This is a genomic window from Brevibacterium sp. H602 (genome assembly GCF_051172395.1).
Lineage (GTDB): Bacteria > Actinomycetota > Actinomycetes > Actinomycetales > Brevibacteriaceae > Brevibacterium.
In genome coordinates, this window is sequence record NZ_JBPIZD010000014.1 from 46,015 (window position 1) to 72,498 (window position 26,484).

The following is a 26,484-nucleotide window of genomic DNA, read 5'->3' on the forward strand; positions in this document are numbered from 1 at the left end:
TCGGCGGCCGCTTCTTGCGTGGAGCGTGCCGCGGTGCCGACTGACCGAGCGACGATGTGCCCTGCGGGCGGGGTCCGGTGTGCTCCGGCTCTTCCTTCCGGCACATCGGATGCATAAACAAATGTGCATATGTTAATGTGTTGAGTCGAGGAGGTATCAATGGCTCACGATCATGCGCATGGTTCAGGTTCGCGGCGGCAGCTGCGGATCGTCTTCGGCATCGTCGCGACGATCTTCGTGTTTCAGCTCATCGGTTCGGTGGTCACGGGCAGTCTTGCGCTGCTCATCGACACCGGCCACAACGCCGTCGATCTCATCGGCATCGGCATCGCGCTCTTCGCGGCGAGCTTGATCAGCAAACCGACGGGCGGACAGAAGACCTGGGGGTTCCGCCGGGCGGAAGTACTCGCGGCCGGCGCCCAGGCGACTCTGCTGCTGGGGCTCGGCGTCTACAGCCTCATCGAAGGCATCCGGAGATTCTTCGTCCCGCCGGAGGTGCCCGGCCCGGGCCTGCTGCTCTTCGGTGCCATCGGCCTCGTCGGCAACCTCGTCTCCATCGTCATCCTCAGCTCCTCGAAGGAAGACTCCCTCAACCTCAAGGCCGCATTCCTCGAGGTCATCGCCGATGCACTCGGCTCGGTGGCCGTGGTCTTCGCCGCTCTGGCGATCTGGCTCTTCGGTTGGGAGCGCGCCGATGCGGTGGCTGCTCTGGTCATCGCGGCGCTCATCGTTCCCAGAGCGTTCGCCATCCTGCGCGAGACCGGATCGATCCTGCTCGAAGAGGCACCGAAGGAGCTCGACCTCGACAAGGTCCGCGAGCATCTCGAAGCGGTCGAGCATGTGCAGGAAGTCCACGACCTCCACATCACGCGCATCGACTCGAATCTGCCGGTGCTCACCGCTCATGTCGTTCTCGCGGATGAATGCTTCTATGACGGGCATGCTCCGCGCATCCTCAAGGCTCTGCAGGAATGCCTGACAGAGCACCACAAGATCGCGATCGAACACTCGACGTTCCAGTTCGACCGGGCGAAGGACGCCGCCGAGGAGACTCACACCCACGACTGAGGCGGCCCCGCCTGCCGGTCGGTGCCCGGTGAGGGGAGGGCCGCCTCGGCGAACCTTGTCCTACTGTCCGGGCAGGATCTCCACTGAATCCGTGCGGAAGCGTTCGAGCTTGGCCGGGTCGATGGAGACTCCGAAGCCGACGCCGGTGGGCACGTCGACCTTGCCGTCGTACATGACGATCTCCTCGGTGATGTCCTCGTGGAAGAACCGATTCGAGCCGGAGATGTCGCCGGGCAGGGTGAAGCCCGGCAGCGAGGCCAGCGCCGCATTCGCCGCCCGCCCCAGACCGGTTTCGACCATTCCGCCGTGCCAGACGGCGACGCCGTGGGCGGCGGCGAGATCGTGGATCTTCTTCGCCTCGATGAACCCGCCGACCCGTCCGGGCTTGATGTTGATCACCGAGGTGGCGCCGAGCATGATCGCGTCCGCGGCCGCCTCGGCGGAGACGATCGACTCGTCGAGGCACATCGGGGTGTCCATGAGCTTGGCGAGCTCGGCGTGCTGGCGGATGTCGGCCTCGCCGAGGGGCTGTTCGATGAGCAGGAGACCGTAGTCGTCGAGGCGGCGCAGGTGTGCGGCGTCGACGAGAGTGTAAGCGGCGTTCGCGTCGACCTGGAAGCCGAAGTCGTCGCCGAAGGCCTTGCGCACCGCGGCCACCGGGGCGATGTCCTTGCCGGGCTTGATCTTCAACTTGATCCGGGCATACCCCTCTTCGAGGTAGCCGCCGATGACCTTGACGGTCTCCTCGACGGAATCCTGGATGCCGACGGACACTCCTGAAGGCACGGAGTCGACCACTCCGCCCAGGTAGTCCTTGAATGACTGGTTGTTGAGCTTGAGCTGAGCCTCGATGACGGCCATCTCCAGAGCCGACTTCGCCATCGGGTGGCCGATGACATGACGCAGATGCCAGCCGACGGTCTCCGCGGTGAGATTCTCGACGTCGAAGAGCAGCGGTGCCAGCCAGCGGCGAGTGACATCGATGCCGGCGGCCACATATTCGGAGGAGTAGAGCGGAGAGATCATCGCCACGGACTCGCCCCACCCGGTGACCTCGCCCTGCGGGGTGTCGAAGACAGCCTCGACGAGGTAGCAGTCCTTCTCCGTCTCCCTCATGAACGAGGTCTCGAACGGGGTGACGAGGGGAATCGAGACTTGGTGGAGGGTGACTGACTTGAGTTTCATATGCCGGGCTCCTGCTTCGCAACGGGGCGGATGGGTCTTCGCTTCCACCTTATGCCAGCGTTCCGCAAAGAGGCGGCGAGTATCGCGAATCAGGTCCGGAAGAACCCTGGAGCGGCGGGCCGGCGATTGATAGTGTGAACAAAAGTCTTCCTGTCAGCAAGGGGGCCATCGTCGTGAATGACCACCTGCGCACTTTCACCGCGCGCAGACAGTCCTGGTTCGGCCTCAAGCTGCCGGTCAAAACCGCCCTCGCACAACCTGCGCTCCACCCTCTGCTGCGAACGATCGCGCCCCGGATCAGAGGGCTGAAGATCGGTCGCCTTCCCGCCCCCATCGAACTCACCGAGATCCGCGGACGAGCGGGCGGAGCCGACTTCATCCTCGTCGAGCCCTTCCGCTGCGAGATCGCCAAAGAGTTCTACTGGGGAAGGGGCCGACGCACCGAACCCGAAGACGCGTTCGCCCTCGACCTCATGGTCGCGCTCAGCGCCGATGCCGATGTCTTCCTCGACATCGGTGCCTACACCGGGGTCTTCACCATGGCCGTCCTCGCCGCGAACGAGAATGTGCGCGCCCACGTCTTCGAGATCATCCCCGCTGTGGTCGCGGGTGTGGAGAAGAACGTCGAACGCAACGGCTTCAACAGCCGCGTGACCGTCCACCCGACCGGGGTCGGCAGCCCCGACACCTGGATGAAGGTGCCCATCGGGGACGGGGGATCGGCACTGCCGTCGTTCTACTCCTCCGATATGCACTTCGATTCCGACGCCGAGGTGCGCTTCACTTCTCTCGACGCACTCCTGCCCGAGGTGCTGGCAGAGACGTCGGGACGCGATGCGCAGTCCCACGCCGGGGAAGGTGTTCCCGACGTTTCAGGTCGGGGCGAGGCACCGCGCGTGACGGTGAAGATCGACGTCGAAGGCGGTGAGAACGATGTCTTCGCTCACGGGCAGGACTTCCTCGCCGCGCTGCACCCGGACATCCTCTGCGAAGTCCTCGATGACCGCGCGAAACCACGCGAACTCATGGGCCACCTCGGCGAGCACGGCTACCACTACTACCTCGTCGGCGAAGATCGACTAAACGCGCGGACGACGATCCGCCCGGATCCTCACCTGCGCGACTGGCTGTTCACGCTGAAGTCACCGGATCAGATGCGCGCGGCGGGCTACCCGGTCGACTGAAGCCCTGCTGCCGACAGTTAACTGTGCGCCGATTGCACATTTTCGGCTCGAAACTGGCAATCTGCGCACACTTAACTGCGTAGGGGAGGCCCCGGCGCACTGGCAGCGGGACTGGTCGGCGGCAGCGAAAGGAAGCCGCCCGACCCGCTTCAGCCCTGCAGCTGATCGGCGATGAGAGCGGCCAGCAGAGCGGTGCGCGGGGCGATCTCGTCGATGACGGCGTGTTCGTGTTCGGCGTGCGCCCCATCGCCGACGGCACCGAGACCGTCGAGAGTGGCAATGCCGTCACCGGCAGTGAAGTTCCCGTCCGAGGCACCGCCCACAGACACTCCCTGCGGCGCGGGCAGCCCGAGTTCGCCGGCGAGAGCCGTCGCCCTGTCGAAGAGCGCAGCCGACTGCTCAGGTTCGAACGGAGGCCGGTTGATTCCACCGAGCACCTCCGTCGTCGAGCCCTCCACCTGCGGCTTCGCAGCCAACTCACGGATCTGCGCATCCACGCGTTCGAGTTCGGCGGCGGTGCGGGCGCGCACATCGATGTCCACCCGCGCCTCGGCCGGCACAGTGTTCGACGTGGTCCCCGCGCTGATCACGGTCGGCACCACCGTCGTCCCGGCCGCGGCATCGGCCAGGTCGGCCACCAACGGCAGAGTCAGAGCCAGGGCCATTCCCGCGTTGATGCCCTTCTCCGGTTCGAGACCCGCGTGCGAGGCCTTGCCGGTGAACTTCAGGACGTAGTTGCTCGTGCCCTTCCGCTCGAGTTTGAGCGCCCCGCCGGCGCTCGCCTCCATGACGAACACGGCCTTCGCCTCGGCCGCCTCGGCGCGGATGAGGTCCGACGAGGACACGGATCCGATCTCCTCATCACCGGTGACGAGGATCGACAGACCGTCCAGCCCGCCCTCGCCGAGGTGGTCGGCCACCATCGCGGTCGCGTGTACGCTCATGATCGCCCCGGTGAGCATGTCGAAGCTGCCGGGACCGCGGAGGATCCCATCATCGGTGGAGAAGGGGATGCGCTCGAGGGTGCCGTGCGGCCACACCGTGTCCTGGTGGTTGAGCAGGACGACGCGGGCCGGTCCGGTGCCGAAGCGCAGACGCAGGTGGGCGGTGCCGTCGACCTCGAGCAGTTCCGCCTCGGCACCGAGGCGGTCCCCCAGGAGCGCGGCGAAGTCCCGTGCTCCTGCGGCCACGGCGGCCTTGTCGTGCGAGGGGGTTTCGAGGGAGATGACCCGTTCGATGTCGGCGAGCATGTCGGGCAGACGTCGCTTCGCCTGTTCGACGAAGTCAGCGGGCAGGGGTGCAGATGATGTGGTCGAAGTCATAGGGCGAGTCTACGGAAGGTCGATTGCCGGCATCGCAGGTGTCCGGATGGTGCCTGTGGACGGCGGCCGCGCACAAACCCAGCTGTCTGTGGTTTGCTAGTCCTATGGGTGAGGCAGTCAGCTCGAAGCGGTACACGCCGGAGGAACGCACACTGTATCGGGAGAAGCTCGCGGAGAACCTCGAGCTCTTCGATACCTACCTTCGTCATGCGGATTTCAAATCGGCGGGCACGATCGGGCTCGAACTCGAGCTCAACCTCGTCGGCGAGGGCAATCAGCCGAGCCTGCGGAACAAGGAGGTGCTCGATCGCCTCGATGACGAATACCAGTCCGAGATCGGAGGGTTCAACCTCGAACTCAACCATCCCGTGCTCCAGGTGGCCGGGCGGGGGCTGAAGACCCTCGAAGCCGGTGTCGCCCACCGCTTGGAGAAAGCGCAGAAGGCCGCCGAGGAGGACGGACTCAAGGTCGTGTCGATCGGCACCCTGCCGACCCTGACCACCGAATTCCTCACCGACGAGAAGTGGATGACCGAGGAGAACCGCTACGAGGCGCTGAGCAACTCGGTCATCGACGCCCGCGGCGAGTATGTCCGCATCGAACTCGGCCGTGAAGAGCGGTACAAGGCGGAGTTCTCCGACATCGCTCCGGAGTCCTCCTGCACGTCGATGCAGCTGCACCTGCAGGTGGCGCCGAACCGGTTCGCCGACGCGTGGAACGCCTCGCAGGCGATCGCCGGGGCGCAGGTGGCGATGGCAGCGAACTCACCGCTGTTCGTCGGCCGCAAGCTGTGGCACGAATCCCGGATCCCGATCTTCGCGCAGTCCATCGACACCCGCACACCCGAACTCGTCAACCAGGGCGTGCGTCCGCGCGTATGGTTCGGCGAACGGTGGATCACCAGCGTCTTCGACCTCTTCGAGGAGAACGTCCGCTACTTCCCGCCGCTGCTGCCCGAGATCAAGGACTTCGTCGAATTCCGTGCCGCCGACGCTCCGAAGCTCTTCGAACTCAATCTGCACAACGGCACGGTGTGGCGTTGGAACCGTCCCATCTACAACTCCGGTGACGGAGGCGCACACATCCGTGTCGAGAACCGACTGCTGCCGGCCGGTCCGACCCCGGTCGACATGGTCGCCGACGCCGCCTTCTACTACGGCCTGGCCGAGTTCCTCGTCGGGGAGAACCGTCCCGTGTGGTCGCGGATGTCATTCGCCGAGGCGGAGGAGAACTTCAACGCCTGCGCCAAAGACGGGATCGAGGCCCGGGTGACCTGGCCGAAGATCGGACGCATCGGCGTGGCCGACCTCGTCACCGATGTGCTCGCACCGCAGGCCAGGCGCGGACTCTCACGCCTGAATATCGACAAGGACGTCATCGACGAATACATGTCGATCATCGAAGGCCGTGCCGAAAGCCGCGTCAACGGTGCGACCTGGCAGCTGAAGGCTCTCGAGAGCCTCGCGCCCGGCAGCCGCCAGGACTCACCCGAACGCGCCGAGGGCATCACAGCGATGATGGATGCCTATCTCGCGAACCAGGCGACCGGGAAGCCCGTCCACACCTGGGAGATCCCCACCCGCTGAGGCTGACTTCTCCTCACGGGGCAGGCGACGAGACTCAGAGGCGTTCGACCTCGACGAAGACGACGTCGGCGCTGCCTCCGGGGTTCGAGACCTCGTGCTCGGACCCTGCCGGGCGTGTGTAGGAGACTCCGGCCTCGAGTTCGGCGCGGATCTCGGTGCCGTCCGAATTGCGCACGAGCATCGTGCCCGTGACCATCGGCACGACGACGTACTCGTACTCGTGCTTGTGCATCGGGATGACGCCATCGGGGCGGATCGTCCACTTCGTCACTCGGAAGACGCCGTTGTCGAGCTGGACCTCGCCGGTCGAACCGGTGTCTGCTGCATTGCCTTCGGTCATGGTGATCTCCTTCGATACGCGAGCGGCTCCCGTGGAATCGAGCGGAAGCCGGGACGGACCAGACGCACTCACTGTATCGTCCTGTGCGGACTCGACTTGAACCGATCCACCCGGGCTAGCATGAGTGATATGCGATACCCACTTGCTGACATCGACAACGTCGACGATGACATCCGCGCCCAGATCCTCGAGGTCGCCGAGAAGTCGGGCTTCGTGCCCAATGTCTTCCTCGCCCTGGCCCGCCGACCGGACGAATTCCGCGCCTTCTTCGCCTACTACGACGCGCTCATGGAGAAGGAGACGGGGAACCTGACCAAGGCCGATCGGGAGATGATCGTCGTGGCCACCTCGGCGATCAATCACTGCCTCTACTGCGTCGTCGCGCACGGAGCGATGCTGCGGATCTTCCAGAAGGACGCGCTCATCGCCGATGTCATCGCCACGAACTACCGCCAAGCCGATATCAGCCCACGTCAGATGGCCATGCTCGACTTCGCCGTCAAGGTCTGCGAAGAGCCATGGGCCGTGGGCGACGCCGACCACCAGAAGCTTGCCGACCACGGATTCGACGCCGAAGACGCCTGGGACATCGCCGCGATCACCGGCTTCTTCGGCCTGTCCAACCGCATGGCCCACATCTCCGGAATGCTCCCGAACCCGGAATTCTACACCCTCGGCCGCCTCCCGCGTGAGAAGAAGTGAACCGATGACCTCATCCACCCCCGCCGAGGCGGGCCCCGCCACCCGCGCCTCCGCCGTTTCCGGTCCGGCCGCCTCCGCCGAAACCATCCCGGCCGCCTCCGCCCGATCCGGGCTCGTCAGACCCTTCGCCGCGATGGGCATCGTCGCCACCGTCGGGCAGATGCAGCGCGCCGGTCGTGACACCATCGCCATGTGCCTGGGAGAACCGACCCAGGGCGCGCCCAGTCCTGTGCTCGCCCGCGCCGCCGAGGTCATGAACGACGGCACTGGACTCGGATACTCGCCGATCTTCGGCATCCCCGAACTGCGCGAAGCCATCGCCTCCCACTACCGCGATTGGTACGGACTCGACATCGCGCCCGACCGCATCGCCGTGACGACCGGGTCCTCAGGCGCCTTCCAGACGACGTTCCTCACCTGCTTCGACGTCGGTGACCGGGTGGCCCTGGCCCGACCCGGATACGGGGCATACAAGAACATCCTCGCGGCACTCGGCTGCGAGGTCGTCGAACTCGACTGCGGTGCCGACGAAGGGTTCCAGCCCACCGTCGACCTCTTGGCCGCCGCCCATGCTGAGGCCCCGCTCAAGGGGCTCATGCTCGCCTCACCCGCGAACCCGACGGGCACGATGATCGGCCCCGAGGCGCTCGGCCGCCTCGTTGAGTGGTGCCGGGACAACGGGGTGCAGGTGATCTCCGATGAGATCTACCACGGCATCAGCTATATCGGCACCCGCGGCGAATGCGCACTCGCCCACGACGACTCGGCCGTCGTCATCTCCTCGTTCTCCAAATACTGGGGCATGACCGGGTGGCGACTCGGCTGGGCGATCCTGCCCGAAGCGCTCGTCGCCCCGGCTCAGAACGTCACCGGCAACCTCTCCCTGTGCGCCCCGGTCCCGGCGCAGTACGCGGCGGTCGCGGCCTTTGCGGACGAGTCCTATGCCGAATGCGAGGCCGCAGTGGCTTCGTTCGCCGGTGCCCGCGAACACGTCCTGGGCGCCCGCGCGGACCTCGGCTTCGGCGAGATGGCCCCACCCGACGGCGCCTTCTATATGTACGCCAGAATCGACGACATTCTCGACCGCGCGGGAATTGCCACGGCCGGCCAGTGGTGCGCGCAGGTGCTCGAGGCCACCGGCGTCGCGCTCGCCCCCGGTGACGACTTCGACTCCGTCGCCGGCTCTCGTTCGGTGCGCCTGTCGCTGGCCGTCGGAGCGGACCGTACGGCCGAAGCCATCGACCGCATCCTCGACTTCATGGGATGAGCCCTGAACGTCGTGAGCTGAGTCCCGGCGAGGGGGTCCGATGAGCGCCGAGGATGTGCGGGCGGGAGGGCCGCCTCCCGCGGGCAAGGCCCTGCCGGTGCTCGGCATCATTCTGGCCGCCGTCCTGCTCGGATCGGCCGGACTGTTCGTCATCCTCGCCGAGGCGACCGCCCCCACCGCCGCCTTCCTGCGGTGCTGGTTAGCGGTCATTGTGCTCGCCCCGTTAGCGGTGCTCGAGCTGCGGCGGCACGGCCGTTTCCCGCCGAAGGCGATCCTCATCGCCGCGGTCTCGGGAGCGGCACTCGGCATCGACTATGTGCTGTGGGCGCAGAGTGTGCTCGATGCCGGGCTGGGCGTGTCCACGGTCCTCATCAGCGTGCAGGTGATCGTGTTCCCGGCGCTGGTGTGGGCGTTCGGCGGTTCCCGGCCGGGATGGCTGTTCATCGGGTGCGTGCCGATCATGATCATCGGCATGCTGCTGACCGGGGGAGTGTTCGGTGCCGACGAGACGGCGGCGAATCCGACGCGGGGAGCGATCTTCGGGGTCCTGTCCGGTGTGCTCTACGGCGTGTACATCTTCGGCATCCACCACAGCCGGAAGGTCGCCGGAGACTTCGTCGTCGCCCCGGTCCAGGTGGGCACGATCGCGGCCGGTGTGATGACTGCGGTTGCCGGGCTGACCCTCGGCGGCCTCGACTTCGACCTCGGCTGGGCCGGTTGGGGCTGGATGATCGCCCTGGCCGTCTGCGGTCAGGCGCTGTCGTGGGTGCTGCTGAGCATTTCGAGTCCGCTGGTGCCGGTGCCGATGACCGCGGCGCTCATGCTGCTTCAACCGCTGTCCGCAGTGGTGCTCGGATCCCTCATCGCCGGGGAACGGCTGCAGGCGGGACAGTGGATCGGTGCCGTCCTCGTGGCCCTCATCGTCTGGGTCGTCGGTGGGGGACCCGAAGCGCTCACACGTCGTCGACGTCGGTAGGGGTGGGCTGCCTCGGCGAGAGATTCGCTGCGGTGGGCTGGGAACGGTGGGCCGCCTCGGCGAAGGAATCGCTGCGGAAGCAGCGCCCCGGGTGGAACTCAGTGTTCGTGGGCCTCGATCGTGTGGGCGATGGCGTCGACGATGATGTGGGCGACGTGGTCGTCCTTGAGCGAATAGTAGGCTTCGCGGCCGATCCGATTGACGCCGACGAGGTGGAGCCCGCGGAGGAACTTCAGGTGCTGGGACACCAGTGGCTGGGACAGTCCGGTCGCCTCGACGATGTGCGTGACCGTGGCCTCGCCGTGGGTGAGGACGAGCAGCATCTTCAGCCGGGAGGGTGTGCCGAGTGCCTTGAAGAGGTCGGCGGTCTCGGTGATGGCTTCGAGATGGTCCTCGGGGTTGAGCAGGAGCTGCTCGACATCGTCACTGACGGGGACGGAATCGGGAACGGAAGCCATGAGTGCAGATTACCGGACAACCGGCGTGGTCATGCGATATCAGGCACAGTGGGGTGGTTGCGCCTGTCGCGGGGTTCGGGCGGTCGGGGCTGCCAGCGCCTCAGTCGAGCGCTTCGACGTCGGCCTGCGAGCCGAGGAGGTCATCGGCCAAGGACTCCCACTGACCGTAGGCGTCCGGAAGTGCCGACCGCTGCACGGACTGCGCGGCTTCGGTCGGTGACATCGAATCCCAGCCGTCGATCTGGTTGAGGCCGGGGTTCTCGACCTCGGGGTTGATCCCGTAGAACGCCTTGGCCGCGTAGATCGGATCGGTGAGCTGATGGGGCTCGCCCCAGCCTTGTGAAGGACGCTGCTGGAACAGGCCGACCGAATCACGGTCGCCGGAGTCCAGATTGCGCAGCGAGGACTCCTGCAGCGCCGTCATGAGGGCGATCCTGATCGCATGGTCGTCGAAGTTGCCGCCGCGGCCGACGCCGATGATGAGCCGAGCGTTGTCGATCTGCTGCTGGCTGAGCTGGTTGACCGAAGCCATCTGCATCTGCCTGATCTTCGTGGAACCGAACGAAATGGGGGAATTGAGGATGATGACGGCGCCCACGACCAGTGCCATCACTGCTGCCCCGAGCCCGATGAGGGCACCAGTGAGCATGGACCGGCGGCCCTTGCGAGATGAGGTCAGACGAGGCATGAATATAACGATAATGCAACAAACTTAAGTGTGCATGGGGCAACGCCGAGGTTTTTATCACAGGAAGGTCACGGCCGAGAGGCGGCGAGGGTGCGAGCGGAGCCGAGTGCGGGCTCGTCTCGGACGGCCCCGCACAGCTTAGGCTTGAACCATGGTGAGAATCGTTCGGCGCAACAACCGCCCACCCCTGATGACCTGCCTCATCGTGGTCTTCTCCTTCATCGCCGTCGGCATCCTGACCGTTGCCGGCATCCTCGTCGCCGTCATCTTCCTGTCCTCGGAATCATCGTCGACAGATTCATCGCCGACCTCGGACTCCTCGTCGGTCGGTTCCTCATCCTCCGATTCCGACGCGGACGGCGCCCCCGGTCCGAGCACCACTGCCCCGGTGTCCGGAGGCTGGTCGAGCGGAGGCTGATTCGTTCGCAGCGGTCGGGCCGGTTGAGTCACGGCAGAGGTCGAATACAGCATCGACGCCGGTCTCGGGCCGAATCAGCCGCGGTCGTCCCGCGGAATCACCGGCTGGCGGAGGATCGTGCGCAGCTTCTCCGGCGCTGTGCGGCGAACGTCGCTGAGGTAGATCTCGTGGTGCTTCCCAGTCATCGTCATCCCTGCGTCGGGAATGACATCGGCGTGCATGTGTTCGAGGACCGGCCCTTCCTCGTCGAAGGGGCCGATATGCAGGGTCTGGACGCACGTGCCCTCCCGCAGGGACTCGAACCGGATCTCGCCGAGGCGGGGCGCCGATCCCTTCGCCCGGACCGTGTCGATGACGCCGTCGACGTGGCCTGCGTCCAACCAGTCCGGGACGAACAGCATCAGCGTGAAGTCCCACGCTGACTTGTCCCGGGCGCTCGTGAACGCCGCCATATCATCGGCCCACCACAGCCCCTCGAGCGGAGGCACGACATAGTCGCGGCCGAGTTCGAGCTTGCTGAAGAACTTCAGCCCATAGGCGAGCGGATAGAGGCTCGTCAGCGCCGATGCGAAATCCGGCGAGGTGTTCGGGTCCCCGTGGCCATCGATCATGAGGTACCGCGATTCCGGCACCTCGATGAGGTCGAATCGCCCCTGCTTCGCGCGGAGACTCGGCAGCGATCTCTTGAAATCGATCTTGTCCATTCGAGGCTCCGCTCCAGGGGTGGGAATGAGATGAGTCTGATCCGCTTGACCTTGACACGATGTCAGGGTCTTCACTGGGTGGCAAGGAGGTGGAGACCATGACACATCCACACAAGCACCACCAGGCCTCCGAACCGGAGATTTCGACTGGTACCGGCCGTCGGAACGACACCGGCGACCCCATGATCGACGCGCTGAGTGCGTCGAACCCGCAGCAGCGCCTGCAGGCGGCGATGGCGATCGGCACCCGGGCCGAGCCCCGTGACCTCGACGTGCTCATCGCCCGGTGCCGCATCGAACCGGACTTCTTCGTCCGCGACATGCTCACCTGGGCACTCACTCGCCTGCCTTCCGACGACACCGTTCCCCGCCTCGTAGCCGAACTCGACTCGCCGCTGCCGCAGGCGATCAGCCAATCCCTGCACACCCTGTCGAAGATCGGTGACGTCCGCGCCTGGCCGGCCATGGACCCGGCCCGGATCGGCACCGCCCTCATCGCCCATGCCGACACCGAGGTGGCCCGCAGTGCGTGGAGAGCCGCCGTTGCTCTGGTGCCCGGTCAAAGTCGCGAGGAACTGGCATCCGCCCTGGTGACACAGTTGGGGCGAGGGGATCTCGAGATGCAGAAGAGCCTCAGCCGAGCGCTTGTGGCACTCGGCGAGGATCTCGTGTCAGTGGTCGATGAGAGGCTTCATGCAGAGGACGACACAGTGCGGGCTCACGCCATGGCGACTCGGGACATGTTTGATGACCCGGATGCCGGCTTCGCCCACGCCTTGGACGCAGCCAAGCGGGTGGTCGCACTGGGGTCCGAGGCCACGGTCTAAATCGGCACAGGGAAGGTCCGGTCGTGCGTGTGCCGACGGGTGGGGCAAGCCCGTCGGCACACGGCCGAGGTCTCGGATCCCTTCCTTCAGCGCGCGGTTCCAGCACCTGTGCGAAATCCGCCTGCGACCGTTGAGTGACGTCCGAAAGGTCCCAGGCAGCGAAGAACTTCGGAGCAATGCACCCGGAGGGCCGCGATTGCGGCATAGAGTGGCTGACAGCAGAGAAGAGGTGGCAATGCTCATCGGCGAAGTGGCCCGGCGCTCCGGTGTGAGCGCGCGCATGCTGCGCCACTACGAATCGTTGGGCCTCGTCTCGCCCACCCAGCGGACGCCCGGCGGCTATCGGGAGTACTCCGACTCCGACATCGGTCGCATCTTCCACATCGAGGGTCTGCGCAAACTCGGGATGTCTCTGACCGAAGTCGGTCGGGTGCTGTCCGAACCGGACTTCGCCCCCGGCAGGGTGCTCGGGGACCTCATCGACCAGGCACGTGAGCGGATCGCGGCCGAGCAGCGTCTGCTCGACCACCTTCAGTCCGTCGCTCGGCTCGGCCGAGCCGACGGCGAGTCTCTCCTGTACACCATTGATCTCATGCGTTCTCTCGAATCCGACGACGTCATCCAGCGGCACAAGGCCGCACTCGGCGGCGGAGTCGACGGAGGAATGCCGATCGAGACCTTGGCACAGGCGGTCCTGCAGGAGACCGTGCTCAACGCGGCCGGGGCCATGCGGTGGGCGCTCGCCCAAGCAGGTGCCGAGGCCGTGCCTCATGTTGTGGTCGGAATGGACGACACATCGGCCCAAGTGCGTCGCAATGCACTCCTTGCCCTCGACGAGATTCGCAGAACCACACCGGATGAGAAACTCGACTCACGCTCGACATCGATGATCCGGCAGGCGCTGGACCAGGGACTCGACGATGTCGACCCTGATATCCGCAGCATCGCCGCGCTCACCCTCGGCCGCTCAGGTGATGAGAAGGCCGTGCCCGTGCTGCTCGACATGGCGATGAACGGACCGAAGGACATCGAGGCGGCAGAGACCCTCGGCTCCATCGTCGACGCGACCGGACCGACTGCCGTCATCAGCGAACGGATCCTCACCGAACTGCACCGACAAGCGGACTCGAACGATCCACAGATACGGTTCCGGGTGCTCCAAGTCCTCCTCGAGATCCCCGGCGACCGCAGCAGTGACCTCATCGCCGAGCTCAGCGACGATGACAGCCCGGAACTCGCGGCCACCGCGCTCGCCGCACTCGACCGACGCCGGCGGGACGTCGGGTCTTCCTCATTCCGGCGGCTGAGCTCGGATCATTAAACTGGCCCTCATGACAACGGGCGGGACGACGGACGGAACGGATGCGGCCGGTGCGGCGGTCGGGCAGAAGCGGCGGCTGAGGCAGCCGTTCGTCTATCGGCGACACCACTTCACGCCCACCGGGGTGCTCGACTACCTGTTCTTCCTCTTCGCCGGAGCGGCCTCGACCTGGCTGGCGCTGCTCATCCTGCTCAAGGGATTCAGCCTCGGCTGGTGGCAGGTGCTCACGCTGCTCGTGTTCTGGGGAGTCGTGTCCTATCTGGCTCTGCCCAGACTGCACCGCATCCTGTCCCAGATCTATGTGCCGAACTACTTCATCGGCCGCACTCGCACCTCTGACGGTCTGCTCGGCGATCCGGTCAACCTCGCCTGGCGTGGTGAAGAAGCGCAGATCCATCACGCGATGCGCGAAGCAGGATGGATCCTCGCCGACAGCATCACTCCCGCATCGACGTGGGAGATCATCCGTTCGACAGTGACGAAGCGCAGCTACCCGCAGGCGCCGGTGTCCCCGCTGCTGCTGTTCGGTCGCCGTCAGGACTTCGCCTACCAGCAGGAAGTCGACGGAGATCCGGGCCAGCGGCACCATGTGCGGTTCTGGAAATGCCCGCACGGATGGCTGCTGCCCGGCGGGCACCAGGCCGATTGGCTGGCCGCCGGAACCTATGACAAAGCCGTCGGCATCTCCCTGTTCACCCTCCAGTTCACCCACAAGATCGAAGAGAATACCGACGTCGAACGCGACCACATCGTCGATACCGTCACCGGCGCCGACGACGTGATCGCCGTTGATCGGATCAAGGACTTCTCCACGGGATACCACTCCCGCAACGGCGGCGGCGATGCGATCGTCACCGACGGGCACCTGCCGATCGTCGACGTCACCGAGGTGGTCACCGACGAAGCCGATCATCCCGAACGTCTGGAACTGGCCCTCGACGCCACCCGCATCTACTCCGAAGCACACAGTGTGTCCGAAGTGACGAAGACGCTGTGGCGACAGCGGCCGCTGCAGACCGTCGTCGGAGCGGTCCTCGTGCTCGTCCTGCTGCTCTTCCAGGCGTGGGATGTGATCAGCATGCTCCTCGACTGGAACGGACTGCGGTCCGAAGTCGTCGGCTACAGCTCGGACATAGCGGCCGTCAGCGATGACACGGCCACGCGCATCGTCGCGGGAGTGCTCGTCGGCGTCAGCCTCCTCATCGGGTGTCTGCAGGTCATCGCCTCGACTGCGGTGTTCCGTGGCAGCAACCGGGCCAGGCTGTGGATCCTCACGCTCTCGACGATCTCCGTGATCGTGTCGATGACGAACTACTTCACCGGAGACCGCGACCTCGCGACGAACATGTACGCGCTGACGACCATCGCCATGCAGGTGGCGGTGCTGCTGGCGCTGTCGAGCGACTCCTCCCGGATGTTCACCCGCTTCAGCACGGCAGCCTTGCGAGCCGAGCGACAGGACCGCGGACTCGAGGACTGACGCGGAGGGTCCGTGTATTCTGACCGTGTCCGATCCACTCCGCACTTCAGCTCGACGCCGAGGCTGGACCACACACGAAGGCAGGACTTCATGACCGAACAGACCCCCGATGCTTCCGTCTTTGATTCGATCGACCCGGTCCTCAAGGTGGTCACGGCCGAGATCGAGATCTCAGCCCCCGCCGAGGCGGTCTTCGAACTCATCGCCGACCCGCAGCGACAGCCGGAATGGGACGGCAATGACAACCTCGGCTCGGCCGTTGAAGGCCAGCGAGTGCGCGGGACCGGCGGCTCGTTCGTCACGACTCTGACCAAGGGTGTGGACCGGGAGAACCACATCGTCGACTTCGCCGAGGGCAGGCTCATCGCCTGGAATCCCTCCGAGGTGGGTGGAGAGCCGTTCGGTCAGAAGTGGGTGTGGGAGATCGAACCGACCGGAGACGACTCGGTCCTGGTTCGGCACACCTATGACTGGACCGAGCTGCGCGATCCGAAGCGTCTGTCGCGGGCGCAGTCGACGACCGCGGCGAATCTGCTCGCTTCACTCAAGAGACTCAAACAGCTCGCCGAAGGCTGAGTTCAGGCGCCTGACAGACAGCCGCGGCCGAGGTCTGACTGCTCACCGCATCCGAGTGCCCGTCTCGCCGGGACAGCAGTCCGGTCAGAACAGACGGATGGAGACACTCACTTCGGCCAGGCGTCGGCCAAGCGGGTGAGCAGCGAGGCCAGCTGCGCTCGTTCGTCCTCGGTGAATGTGCTCAGAGCCTGATCGACGTTCTCACGCTGAGCGCCGCGGAACCTGTTGGTGATCGCGCGTCCCTTGTCCGTCAGCGCGATGAGGGTTCGCCGGGCATCTTCCGGGTCGGCCTCGCGGCGCAGGAGGCCGAGCTCGACGCCTTGGGACACGAGCCTGGACGCACGCGGCTGATCGACGCCGATCGCATCGCCGAGCGCGCTGACTCCCAGCGCCGTGCCCGCCTGGACGAGGGAGACCAGCAGGCGGATGAGCGCACGCCCGCGACCGTGCGCAGCGAACGGCCCACCGGGATGACGCTTGCCGCCGAAAGGGAAGTCGTCTGAGTTCCGACCGCCACCGAATCCACCGCGGTCTCCGAAGCCTCCGCGTTCACCGAAGCCGCCGCGCTCGCCAGGGCTGCCGTGCTCACCGAACCCTCCGAAAGGGCCGAATCCGCGCGGGCCGCCGGGCCCGCGCCGCCACTGCAGGCGGGTGAGCGCCTCGGCGATCGCCTGAATGTCATCGTTCGTGCTCATGATTCGATTTTACATGCCACTTGACATGCAACCGAATTGCATGTCATTCTGCATATACATGTCAGATGACAACTAAGGAGATGACATGACTGCACACAATGACTTCAATGACGACAACAACGACTTCACCACCCCGACCGGAGGAGCCGGCGCAACAGGTGCCGATGATCGGAAGGACTCGCCGAACACCGACGAGAACACCGCCGCCGCCAACGCCTCGAGCCTCGGCTCCGACCGCGAACAGCCGGGCGAAGCGGACCAGACCGAGGCGACGGAGAATGATTCGGTCGCAGGCACTGAGCCCGTGAACGACACCGATTCCGGTGACGACAAGGGTGATGACACCGACGCCGATCTGCCGCAGCTGCTGCGCGAGTTCAGCCACGTGCTGCGCCGCGAATTCCGTGCGGCCGCCGCCGACTCCGGATTCGACCCCCGCGACTTCGGAAGCATGCGGCGGGGACGCCGCCGCTGGGACGCCGATGAGGTGGTCGCCGACGGCGCCGCCTACCCGGAAGAGCCCGTGACCTACGGCCCTCCGCGCGGCCGGGGCGGATGGGGACCGTCGAAGAACATCGATCCCGAAGAGCTGCGCCAGCGCTTCCGCGATATGCGCGACGGAGTCGGCGATCGCATCGAAGAGGTGCTCACCTCGGAAGAATTCGAGAATCTCAAGGCCTCGCTGTCGAAGATCGTCGACAACTTCGGTCCCGACCGCTGCGGTGACGACTCGGACCGCCACGACGGACCGCACGACCGCGAACACCCCCACGACCATGACGATCACCGAGGCGGCCCTGACCGTCACGGGACCCATGGGCCCCGGGGTGGGAACGGCGACCGCGACCGCCGTCGCGGAGGAGGCCGCGGACGGCGCGGATTCGGCCCGAACTTCGGTCCCGGCTTCGGTCCGGGCCGACGAGGATTCGACCCCTTCGGTTGGGCCGATGAGCGCCGCAGCCGCGAGCAGGAGGTCCAAGAGGCCTTCGAGCGCGGTTTCGCCGCGGGCTTCGAGCAGGGTCGCAACTCGTAGTCGAAAAGGCCGGTCCTCCTGTTGATCCCGCATGCGCGGTGAGCAGAGTGCGGCTCCGGTCACCCGCGAACGCGATGTCGACCCGCACATCCGCGCTGTCCATCAGCAGAACGGCACCGTGAAACGTCGACGCGATCCGGTGCGAACCTTCACGGTTCGCACCGGATCGCGTCTGCGTCCGTGCACCGAGTCTCCCGGTGCGCCGCACCGGGAGACTCGGTGCGGCGCACTTGCGTGTCCGCGGCACCGCAGCCGGTGCCGCGATCATGCGGCAGCACAGGCTGCTGAACGCTCAGCTGCGGGAGAGCACCGCCCCGAGGTCATCGAGCACGCTGCGATCCTCGATCGTCGAGGGCACTGCCGGATCGTCGACGCCATCGGCGATCTGCCGCATCGTCTTGCGCAGGATCTTGCCCGACCGGGTCTTCGGCAGACCTGCGACGATGTCGACGCATTTGAATGCGGCGACCGGCCCGATCTCCTTGCGGACGAGCGCCACGAGTTCGTCGATGACGGTATCCGGATCGGCCGCCTCGGCGGAATCCCCGAGCACGACCAGCGCACGTGGGATCTGCCCCTTCACATCATCGTGGACCCCGATGACAGCGGCCTCGGCCACGGCCGGGTGGGAGGCGACGACCGCCTCGATGATGCCGGTGGACAGGCGGTGGCCGGCGACGTTGATGACGTCGTCGGTGCGACCCATGACGAAGACGTACCCATCCTCATCGAGATAGCCGGAGTCACCGGTGAGGTAATAGCCGTCGAAGGCGGCGAGGTAGGAGGAGATGAACCGCTCGTCGTCGCCCCACACCGTGGCCATGGTGCCCGGAGGCAGCGGCAGCCGGATGACGATGAGTCCTTCCTCCCCGGCCGGAACGGGCTGGCCGCCGGGGTCGACGACCTCGACGTGGAAGCCGGGAGTCGGCTTCGTCGAGGATCCCGCCTTGAGCGGGAACCGGGTCAGTCCCAGCGGATTCGCCGTGATCGGCCAGCCGGTCTCCGTCTGCCACCAATTGTCGACGACGGGGACGTCGCGTCCGGTCGCCTCGGCGAGGATCTTCGTCGTCCACTCATATGTGTCGGGATCGAGGCGCTCGCCGGCGAGGAATTCCGCACGCAGACTCGACAGATCGTACTGCTTCATCAGCTCGCCGTTCGGGTCCTCCTTGCGCACCACTCGCATGGCGGTCGGGGCGGTGAAGTGGACGTTGACCTTGTGCTGCTCGATGGCGCGGAAGAAGGCTCCGGCGTCGGGTGTGCCCACGGGTTTGCCCTCATAGAGCACCGAGGTGACGCCGGCCAGCAGGGGTGCGTAGATGATGTATGTGTGCCCGACGACCCACCCGACGTCGGAGGCTGTGAACATCGTGTCGCCCGGGTGGAGGCCGAAGACAGTCGGCATCGAGAAGGCTCCGGCCACCGCATATCCGCCGGAGTCGCGGACGATTCCCTTCGGTTTGCCGGTGGTGCCCGAGGTGTAGAGGACGTAGAGCTCGTCGGTGGCCTTCACCGCCACCGGATCGATGCCCTCGGGTGTCTGGTCGAGCAGTTCGGCGTAGTCGAGGTCGTTCTCGCCGAGTTCGCAGCGATGTTCGTCGCGTTGGACGATGACGGTGAAGTCAGGTTTGTTCTCAGCGATCTCGATGGCCTCATCGAGCATCGGCTTGTATTCGAGGACTCGGCTCTTCTCGACTCCGCAGGAAGTGGAGATGACGGCTTTCGGGGCGGTGTCGTCGATGCGCACGGCGAGCTCGTTCGGCGCGAAGCCGCCGAAGACGACCGAGTGGATCGCGCCGAGGCGGGCGCACGCGAGCATGGCCACGGCTGCCTCGGGGATCATCGGCATGTAGATGACGACGCGATCGCCCTTGGTCACCCCTCTGTCCGCCAGGGCCCGAGCGAAGCGGGAGACCTCGTCGAGAAGCTCGGCGTAGGTGATCGAACGGACGGTGTCGGTGACCGGCGAGTCGTAGATGATGGCGGCCTTATCGCCGCGACCGTTCGCGACATGTCGGTCGAGCGCGTTGTAGCAGACGTTGAGCTCGCCGTCGGGGAACCAGCGATAGATCGGCGCATTCGAATCGTCGACGGCCTTCGTCGGTTCGGTGACCCAGTCGATGTGGTTCTTGGCCTGCTCGAGCCAGAAGCCCTCTGGGTCCTCGGCGATGCGGGCCACGACGTCGTCGTAGCTTTCTGCGGAGTTCTCGGTGGTGGTGTTCATGCTCCTATTGTGACGCATGGCACAGTGGTGTGCCGAGGTGGGGCACATCCTCGGGGAGCATCGCCAGCACGAAAGTGGACCCATTTCCCTGCACTCGGACCAGGAGAGGGCACAATGGGGATATGAGATTTCTGGTTGCACTGATCCTCGGCCTCGCCGTCATGTTCGGTCTGAACGCCATCTTCGACTTCTTCGCGATGGCGCGACCGTGGGGTTCGATCCTCATGGGCGTCATCGTCGGACTGACCATGCTCGTCGTCCTGCTCATCTGGGAGGCCGTGCGCCCGACCCAGCCGAAGGGCGAATCGGCGAAGGCGCAGAAGAGCGAAGACGAGCGGGCGAAGGCCCGTGCCGAACGACGTGCCCGACTCGCCGCCGAGGCGGGAGTGAGCCTGGAAGGCATCGACGGTGCCCTGCCGGGGTCGACCGCCCAATCGTCCGAGGCGGCCTCGTCCGATGGGTCCGCCGAGGAGGCTTCCACCGAGGGGACTTCCACCGAGGGGGCAGCTGCAGCCGATGAATCCGCCGAGGCGGCGTCGGGGGAGGCGACACCCGCCGAGGGAGAGTCGGCCCATGTGGCACCCACCGAGACGGTTCCCACTGTGAGCGAAACCGCCGAAAGCTCGACAGCTGAAGGGCCGGACGCGGCTGAGGCAGCGGCGACGACCGAGGGTGAGGAATCCGCTCAGACAGGTGACGGTGCCGAGCCGGACGCGGTCAGCGACCAGAACAGTGAGACGGATTCGTCCCTGGAATCTGACGGAACCGAAGTCGACGAGGCCTCAACTGACGAGGAACGTCCCGCCGATGATGCGAAGCCCGCAGTGGTCGTGAAGCCCGCACAGCCGGCAGCGCCCGTCGCTTCCGCGCATCCATCCGCATCTGCACCGTCCGGTGGCTCCGAAGCCGCCGACGCCAGCGCCGCAGACTCCGAAACGACCGGCGCCCGCGTCGGTGACACCGAAACCGGCGGCACAGCCGCTGTCGACGGCGAACCGGCTCGGCCCGCTGAGAAGCCTGCCTCGCAGTCAACCGATTCGTCCGAACTGCCTCCGCCTCCACCGATGCCGCCGGCGTTCCCGGCTCAGCCCACGGCCGCACCACAGGCTGCAGATACCGCTGCACCACAAGCTGCGGATACGACGAACGAGACCATGTCTGCGGCTCCGGCGCTGAACAAGGACGATGTCAGCGACAGCGGATCCGCCTCGGCGTCCGACCCTGAACTCGAAGGACCTGCCGAAGACCCGGCGACGCTCGACCCGGAGGAATTCGACGAATCCGCCAGCGGCTCCTCGCTTGAGGCACCACCGACCGGTGAACCCGGAATGTCGGCTGATGCGCTCTCCGGCAAGATGCCCGATGAGGCCGAGGAGTCCGCAGACTCGGCCGAGGAAGAGCCCACCGAAGACGAGACCGAGGAAGCTCAGGCTCCTGATCGCGAGGAACCGTCGGCCGAGGAGAACAACCAGTACCGGCTCTGAGCCTCTGTCGCCTCAGAGCGTGCCTCGAGTCGGCGACCCTTCAGGCGAGCAAGCCCTCAGGCGTAGTGCGCTGCGAGGATCTGCAGACCCTCTTCGATGCTGACGCGGGGAGTCCAACCGAGGACTTCCTGCGTCCGCCGCTGATCGAACCAATGTGCGGTCGACAGCTGTTCGGCGAGGAACCTCGTCAACGGCGGTTCGTCGTCGTGCTCTCCGAGGTCCCACACCTTTTCGACCACGGTTCCTGCTGCCAGCGCCGGTGCCACCGGAATGCGCAGCTTCGGCTCCGCCGCACCACCGGCGATCGCGATGCGTGACATCAGCTCACCGATCGGCCGCGGCTGTCCGTTCGTCACCACCAGTGCCTCACCATGGGTGGAGTCGACCGCGGTCACCGCTGCGACGATCGCCTCCACAGCATTGTCGACGAACAGGGTGTCGACCAGAGCCGCACCCGAACCGAGCACCGGCATCCGACCCGATCGGGCGCGGTCGATGACCCGTTCCGTGAGCTGCGAGTCACCCGGACCCCACATCAGGTGGGGGCGCAGAACCAGCACCCGGAAATCAGGGGTATCCGCGCCCAGAGCAATCCGCTCACCGGCACCCTTCGTCCGGGCATACTCGCCGCGTGCGAACTCCGGAGACGCCGGCTCGGCACCGTCGCCGATGATCGACTCACCGGTATGCGCCACCGACGGCGACGAGATATGGACCAGGCGCTGCACGCCGGCGGCCCGCGCCGCGTCGACGAGAGTGCGGGTGCCGCCGATGTTCACGGCCTCGAATTCCTTGGGATCGCCCATCATGGACACCTTCGCGGCCAAGTGCACGACCGCCTCGGCACCGGTGACGGCCTGATCCACGGCAGCCGCATCGGTCACCGAACCGATGACATCGGCGGCCCCGTCGACCCCTGAGGGGCGACGTTGCAGGGTTGTGACCTCGTGACCGGCGGTGACGAGTGCACGTGCGACGGACGAACCGAGCAGCCCGGAGGCTCCGGTGACGGTGATTCTCATTTCATCCTCAGACGCTTCCCCGCACCGGCCCACCAGCCAGGACGCTGTCGGCCCAGGCGGCGAGACGGGAACGGTCGATCTTCGAATTGTGGCGGATGTCGGTGGGGAACTCGGGTGCCACGAGAACCGCGGTCAGATCATGACCGACCGCCTCGGCGACCTTTTCCCGCAGCCGCGCCGTCAGATCCAAGGGCGCCAGCCCGGGAGACAGCGAGGTGCCCTCGGCATCGAGCACGGCCACAAGCGCCTGGGTGCCGACGGGACCGATGCCCACGATGGAGCTGCGGCTGACCTGCGCATCGGCGTCGATGAGCGCTTCGAGGCCTCCGGGCCCGACCGGTCCGCGCGGGGTCGTGACGACATGCTGCAGACGTCCTTCGAGCCACACGCGGCCGTGCTCATCGATGTGGCCGATGTCGTTCGTGCGGTGCCAGTTCAGACCGTGCAGATCATCTCGCGCCGAATCCGCAGTCGTGCGCCACAGATTGTCGTAGCCGGACTTGATATGGGCGGCACTGACGACGAATTCGCCGAGGCGGCCCTGTGCGGCCGCGCCCTGCAGCAGCTCATCGGCCGATTCGCCCGACTCATCGATCGGGGCCAGAGCGAGTTCGACGCCGTCGAGCGGCTGCCCCACGCACACCCCGAGACCACCGGTGGCATCAGCGGCGGCCACGCCGTCACGATCGATGTCGGTGAGCAGGAGCCCCTCGGTCATGCCGTAGGGGGAGTGGATGGACGCGTTCGGGAACACCTCGGCGATGGCGTCCATGAGCTCCAGCGGCACGGGCGCGCCCGCCGAGAGCACGAGTTCGACCCCGGCGCATGCTTCCCGCTGCGTCTCATCGAGCTCACCGGCGGTCGCGGCGACGTTCGTGTATGCGGCAGGAGAGGCGAAGACCATGGTCGCCCGTCCGGCGATGATCGCATCGGCGATCTCTGTGGCCGTGAGCGTCTTCGGTTTCGTCACCGACATGTCCGGTGTCACCGAGGTGGCCCCGATGACCGGTCCCAACAGGGCGAACGGTGGGAACCCGGCCACCAGACCGGTGCCTTCGGTGACGTTGAAGGTCCTGGTCAGAACGGCCGCCAGCGCGGAGATGTCCGCATGCGTATAGCGCACGCCCTTCGCCGGTCCCGTCGACCCGGAGGTGAAGAGGATCGCCGCATCGGCATCCGGTGCCGGGGCCGGCAGCTCGGCCCGGTGCGGGGTGCGGGAGAGTTCGGTCAGGCTCGTCTCTGCCTTGAACATCCGGGAACGCACGGGCCCAAGCGGACGCACCGAGATGCGTCGTCCGGGCCAGCCGAAAGCGCGGGCCAGTGTGAGTCCCGGCAGTTCGCCGATGATCCACTGCGGATCGGCCGAGGTGATCGCCCGGGTCATTCCCTTCGGGCCGAGTCCGGCATCGGCGACGACGGCGACCGCGCCGATCTTCAGGCACGCATAGAGGGCGGCGGTGAGATTGTTGCCCGGAGGCACGAGCATGGACACCCGGTCCCCGGGCTTCACGCCGAGGTCGAGCAGCCCGTTCGCGATCGACGTGGTGACATGCCACAGGTGGCGCCACGTGATCTGCTGCGCCGGATTCTGCGCGAAGTCGACCGAGGCGATCGCCTCGTCGTCACGGCGGGCATCGAGGATCGCCGTCACCGCGCGAACGTCGGTTTCGGAAGCTGAGCCGGCGGCGGCAGGGCCTGATCCCGTCGCCGAGGCGGCCGCGCCCTTCCGCTCGGACGATCCTTTCGCGGGGGCCGCCTCGGTGGGGGTGTTCGCGGTGGTGGGCGCATCGAACTGGGCGCTCAGCCAGTCGAGGACGAGACCGGGAACATCGTGATCTTCGCTGACGAGGTGGGAGGCCGTTTCGAACCGGTGCACATCGGCCTGCGGCAGGCGCTGGCGCAGGTCGCGCAGATAGCGTTCGAGGAACACCGGATCCTTCGGGCCCCAGACGAGCAGCGCCGGTTTGTCGAAGGCAGCGATGTCATGGCCGATGCGCTGGAGTTCGGGATCGGAGGCATGAGTGTCATCGACGGGGATGTCGGCGACGAAGTTGCCGATCGCCCACCGGTCCTCTGCCTTCCGGTACGGGGCATGGAAGGCGTCCTTGGTCTCGGCATCGAGGTCACCCAAGGCGAGGGTGACGCGCAGGAAACCGTCGGTGAGAACGGTGGCCGCAGGCAGCATGGGCCCGGCCAGGGTCGCGCGCAGCGGCGCGGGCACCGGGGCGTCCTCGGGCTGGTGGACGGCCGTGTTGAGGCTGATGGCCGCGGACACCAGGTCGGTGTTCCGGGCGGCCCAGCCGAGAGAGAGGACTCCGCCCCAGTCGTGACCGATCGTCACGATCGGATGGGTGGCGAATCCGGTGGCGGCCACCTCGGCGAACAGGTTTGAGACGACCGCATCGAAATCGCTGATGCGATCGGCGATGCGACGCACCTCATCGGATTTCGGGGCCGGCATCGAGGAGTGGGCGAGCCGTTCGGAGAAGCCCATCTCGAGCTGGTCGGGGGCGATGAGCCGCCAAGCGCGGCCGCCGGACTGTGCGGCATCGATGGTGGCTCGGGCGAGCCTGCGCCACAGATACGACCAGGTCGGGTTGCCGTGGAGGGCGACGACCGTGCCCGCCGGCTCCGCCCCGGCAGCGGTCAGGGCGGGCAGTGTGTCGAGCACATGGAACGCGTGTGTCCCATCGGAGGTCTCCGCCTCGACGATTCGGGACCAGGCGGGGTCCCACTCGGGCAGCTGCGGGGGAGTCGTGGCCGGCCGTGCAGGAAATCTCATGAAGTCTTTACCACTCGATCTCGGTCATGGCGGTGTTGAGGCCGGAGCCGACGCCCATGCACAGGATGCGGTCGCCGGGTTTGAGGTTCTCGGCCTCGCGGGACAGGGTGATGGGCAGGGAGGCGGGGCCGACGTTGCCCAGCTCCGGATAGCTCACGGGAATCCGGTCGGGGTCGAGGTTCGCGGCCTTCGTGATCGAATTAGTGTGCACATCGGAGACCTGGTGCATGACGTAGCGGTCCATCTCCCGCCAGTCCCAACCGGTCTCGTGGGCTTCCTCCCACGCGGCGACGACGAGTTCCATGCCGCCGGAGAGCAGCCCCTTCGTGTCGGTGAACATTCCGTTATGGTCGCCGACGCACAGTTCGTGATGCTGGGTGGCCGCACGGGTGATGCCGCCGAGGATGCGGTGGCCCTCCGGATGTTTGTCGGCCGGGCCGAGGACAGCGGCGGCAGCGCCGGAGCCCAGGGTCAGGGAGGCGAATTCGTTGAGGTACTCCTCGCGAGTGATCTCCGGACGGTTGAGGCGGCGCAGCGTCGCGTCTTGGACGCGGGAGGCGTCTTCGCCGGCGACGATGAGGGCGTATTCGATCTGTCCGGCGTCGATCATGTTCGCGGCCAGGGTCATTCCGTTGACGAATCCGAGGCAGGCGTTGGCGATGTCGAAGTTCATCGCCTGCGGGCCGAGCCCGATGCCGGCGTGGACGCCGACGGCCACGGACGGTTCCAGATGTTCACGGGTCACCGAGGTGTTGACCATCAGTCCGATGGCGTCGGGAGGGACCCCCGCCTCGGCGAGGGCCTTCTTTCCGGCCGCGATCGCACCATCGGCGAACTGGTGGGGTTCATCCCAGTTGCGGCGGGCGTACACTCCGGCGACACGTTGGAGCAGACCTGTCGGCAGTTTGAGGGATGACAGCGTATCGGCGAGGCGCTCGTCGAATTCCTGTGAGGTCACTTCGTTCGGGGCCAGGATCTCGGTCAGGCCGAGCAGGGCCACGTTCGAGTGCCGAAATGTTGCGTTGCCATTCGCCAATTGAAGTACTCATCCCTTTTCGGGTCGTTCGTCGGTGTCGATATCGGCCGCAGAGGCGCGTGCGTGACGCGTCACGACGGAGGAATTCCGGACCTATCTTACCGCC

At 66.3% G+C, this 26,484-nt stretch carries 24 protein-coding genes; 13 read left to right on the top strand and 11 right to left on the bottom strand.

Annotation, left to right across the window (positions count from 1 at the left end; all coding sequences use genetic code 11):
- Positions 1–159 precede the first annotated feature (159 nt).
- Positions 160–1,068: a cation diffusion facilitator family transporter gene (locus ACSBQT_RS11905; protein WP_435001818.1), complete on the top strand. Its 909-nt coding sequence runs from the start codon at positions 160–162 to the stop codon at positions 1,066–1,068.
- Positions 1,069–1,128: 60 nt separating this feature from the next.
- Here the strand turns inward: ACSBQT_RS11905 and menC are convergent, their stop codons facing one another.
- Positions 1,129–2,253, bottom strand: coding sequence for an o-succinylbenzoate synthase (gene menC, locus ACSBQT_RS11910; RefSeq protein WP_435001819.1), 1,125 nt, complete (start codon positions 2,251–2,253; stop codon positions 1,129–1,131).
- A 173-nt stretch (positions 2,254–2,426) separates the two neighbouring features.
- On the opposite strand from menC, the gene ACSBQT_RS11915 reads away from it, so the two are divergent.
- Positions 2,427–3,437, top strand: a complete 1,011-nt coding sequence (locus ACSBQT_RS11915; RefSeq protein ID WP_435001820.1) for an FkbM family methyltransferase — start codon at positions 2,427–2,429, stop codon at positions 3,435–3,437.
- 149 nt (positions 3,438–3,586) lie between these two features.
- Here ACSBQT_RS11915 and ACSBQT_RS11920 read toward each other — a convergent pair whose 3' ends face one another.
- Positions 3,587–4,759: a M20 family metallopeptidase gene (locus ACSBQT_RS11920; protein WP_410709083.1), complete on the bottom strand. Its 1,173-nt coding sequence runs from the start codon at positions 4,757–4,759 to the stop codon at positions 3,587–3,589.
- A gap of 104 nt (positions 4,760–4,863) precedes the next feature.
- Between ACSBQT_RS11920 and ACSBQT_RS11925 the strand changes: the two genes are divergently transcribed.
- Positions 4,864–6,345, top strand: coding sequence for a glutamate--cysteine ligase (locus ACSBQT_RS11925; protein ID WP_410709082.1), 1,482 nt, complete (start codon positions 4,864–4,866; stop codon positions 6,343–6,345).
- A gap of 34 nt (positions 6,346–6,379) precedes the next feature.
- On the opposite strand, the gene ACSBQT_RS11930 is transcribed toward ACSBQT_RS11925, so the two are convergent.
- On the bottom strand, positions 6,380–6,685 hold the full coding sequence (locus ACSBQT_RS11930) for a cupin domain-containing protein (protein WP_410709080.1): 306 nt from the start codon (positions 6,683–6,685) through the stop codon (positions 6,380–6,382).
- Positions 6,686–6,814: 129 nt separating this feature from the next.
- Here ACSBQT_RS11930 and ACSBQT_RS11935 point away from each other — a divergent pair, with 129 nt between their 5' ends.
- Genes ACSBQT_RS11935 through ACSBQT_RS11945 form a run of 3 tightly spaced genes read left to right on the top strand, consistent with a single transcriptional unit; the run spans position 6,815 to position 9,630 of the window.
- Positions 6,815–7,387, top strand: a complete 573-nt coding sequence (locus ACSBQT_RS11935) for a peroxidase-related enzyme (protein WP_410709079.1) — start codon at positions 6,815–6,817, stop codon at positions 7,385–7,387.
- A 4-nt stretch (positions 7,388–7,391) separates the two neighbouring features.
- The gene (locus tag ACSBQT_RS11940; RefSeq protein ID WP_435001821.1) at positions 7,392–8,654 is read left to right on the top strand and encodes a pyridoxal phosphate-dependent aminotransferase; all 1,263 of its coding nucleotides are present in this window, start codon (positions 7,392–7,394) and stop codon (positions 8,652–8,654) included.
- Positions 8,655–8,694: 40 nt separating this feature from the next.
- A complete protein-coding gene (locus ACSBQT_RS11945) occupies positions 8,695–9,630 on the top strand; it encodes a DMT family transporter (protein ID WP_435001822.1) in 936 nt (311 codons plus the stop codon).
- A gap of 98 nt (positions 9,631–9,728) precedes the next feature.
- Here the strand turns inward: ACSBQT_RS11945 and ACSBQT_RS11950 are convergent, their stop codons facing one another.
- Together ACSBQT_RS11950 and ACSBQT_RS11955 are read right to left on the bottom strand one after the other, a co-directional pair.
- On the bottom strand, positions 9,729–10,088 hold the full coding sequence (locus ACSBQT_RS11950; RefSeq protein ID WP_435001823.1) for an ArsR/SmtB family transcription factor: 360 nt from the start codon (positions 10,086–10,088) through the stop codon (positions 9,729–9,731).
- 100 nt (positions 10,089–10,188) lie between these two features.
- Positions 10,189–10,776: a peptidoglycan-binding protein gene (locus ACSBQT_RS11955; protein ID WP_435001824.1), complete on the bottom strand. Its 588-nt coding sequence runs from the start codon at positions 10,774–10,776 to the stop codon at positions 10,189–10,191.
- A 151-nt stretch (positions 10,777–10,927) separates the two neighbouring features.
- On the opposite strand from ACSBQT_RS11955, the gene ACSBQT_RS11960 reads away from it, so the two are divergent.
- On the top strand, positions 10,928–11,194 hold the full coding sequence (locus tag ACSBQT_RS11960) for a hypothetical protein (protein ID WP_435001825.1): 267 nt from the start codon (positions 10,928–10,930) through the stop codon (positions 11,192–11,194).
- A gap of 74 nt (positions 11,195–11,268) precedes the next feature.
- Here ACSBQT_RS11960 and ACSBQT_RS11965 read toward each other — a convergent pair whose 3' ends face one another.
- On the bottom strand, positions 11,269–11,898 hold the full coding sequence (locus ACSBQT_RS11965) for a GyrI-like domain-containing protein (protein ID WP_435001826.1): 630 nt from the start codon (positions 11,896–11,898) through the stop codon (positions 11,269–11,271).
- 98 nt (positions 11,899–11,996) lie between these two features.
- On the opposite strand from ACSBQT_RS11965, the gene ACSBQT_RS11970 reads away from it, so the two are divergent.
- The 4 genes from ACSBQT_RS11970 (at position 11,997) to ACSBQT_RS11985 (ending at position 16,102) form a co-directional block, all read left to right on the top strand.
- Entirely contained in the window at positions 11,997–12,725 is a 729-nt protein-coding gene (locus tag ACSBQT_RS11970; protein ID WP_435001827.1) for a HEAT repeat domain-containing protein, read from the top strand.
- Between the two features lie 208 nt (positions 12,726–12,933).
- Complete coding sequence (locus tag ACSBQT_RS11975) at positions 12,934–14,046, top strand: MerR family transcriptional regulator (protein WP_435001828.1); 1,113 nt, start codon at positions 12,934–12,936, stop codon at positions 14,044–14,046.
- A gap of 10 nt (positions 14,047–14,056) precedes the next feature.
- Positions 14,057–15,526 (top strand): LssY C-terminal domain-containing protein, encoded by a 1,470-nt coding sequence (locus tag ACSBQT_RS11980; protein WP_435001829.1) that lies wholly within the window; start codon positions 14,057–14,059, stop codon positions 15,524–15,526.
- 90 nt (positions 15,527–15,616) lie between these two features.
- Positions 15,617–16,102: an SRPBCC family protein gene (locus tag ACSBQT_RS11985; protein WP_435001830.1), complete on the top strand. Its 486-nt coding sequence runs from the start codon at positions 15,617–15,619 to the stop codon at positions 16,100–16,102.
- 107 nt (positions 16,103–16,209) lie between these two features.
- On the opposite strand, the gene ACSBQT_RS11990 is transcribed toward ACSBQT_RS11985, so the two are convergent.
- Entirely contained in the window at positions 16,210–16,797 is a 588-nt protein-coding gene (locus tag ACSBQT_RS11990; RefSeq protein ID WP_435001831.1) for a MarR family winged helix-turn-helix transcriptional regulator, read from the bottom strand.
- 85 nt (positions 16,798–16,882) lie between these two features.
- On the opposite strand from ACSBQT_RS11990, the gene ACSBQT_RS11995 reads away from it, so the two are divergent.
- A complete protein-coding gene (locus ACSBQT_RS11995) occupies positions 16,883–17,830 on the top strand; it encodes a hypothetical protein (RefSeq protein WP_435001832.1) in 948 nt (315 codons plus the stop codon).
- A 292-nt stretch (positions 17,831–18,122) separates the two neighbouring features.
- Here the strand turns inward: ACSBQT_RS11995 and ACSBQT_RS12000 are convergent, their stop codons facing one another.
- Positions 18,123–20,072, bottom strand: a complete 1,950-nt coding sequence (locus ACSBQT_RS12000) for an acetate--CoA ligase (RefSeq protein WP_435001833.1) — start codon at positions 20,070–20,072, stop codon at positions 18,123–18,125.
- 104 nt (positions 20,073–20,176) lie between these two features.
- Between ACSBQT_RS12000 and ACSBQT_RS12005 the strand changes: the two genes are divergently transcribed.
- Positions 20,177–21,538 carry a hypothetical protein gene (locus ACSBQT_RS12005; protein ID WP_435001834.1) on the top strand — a complete coding sequence of 454 codons (1,362 nt, stop codon included), beginning with the start codon at positions 20,177–20,179 and terminating at the stop codon, positions 21,536–21,538.
- A gap of 56 nt (positions 21,539–21,594) precedes the next feature.
- On the opposite strand, the gene ACSBQT_RS12010 is transcribed toward ACSBQT_RS12005, so the two are convergent.
- The 3 genes from ACSBQT_RS12010 to ACSBQT_RS12020 are packed head-to-tail and all read right to left on the bottom strand — an operon-like array spanning position 21,595 to position 26,378.
- Positions 21,595–22,560 carry an NAD-dependent epimerase/dehydratase family protein gene (locus ACSBQT_RS12010; protein ID WP_435001835.1) on the bottom strand — a complete coding sequence of 322 codons (966 nt, stop codon included), beginning with the start codon at positions 22,558–22,560 and terminating at the stop codon, positions 21,595–21,597.
- Positions 22,561–22,567: 7 nt separating this feature from the next.
- Entirely contained in the window at positions 22,568–25,342 is a 2,775-nt protein-coding gene (locus tag ACSBQT_RS12015; protein WP_435001836.1) for an alpha/beta fold hydrolase, read from the bottom strand.
- A 7-nt stretch (positions 25,343–25,349) separates the two neighbouring features.
- Positions 25,350–26,378: a 3-oxoacyl-ACP synthase III gene (locus tag ACSBQT_RS12020; RefSeq protein WP_167199980.1), complete on the bottom strand. Its 1,029-nt coding sequence runs from the start codon at positions 26,376–26,378 to the stop codon at positions 25,350–25,352.
- Positions 26,379–26,484 lie beyond the last annotated feature (106 nt).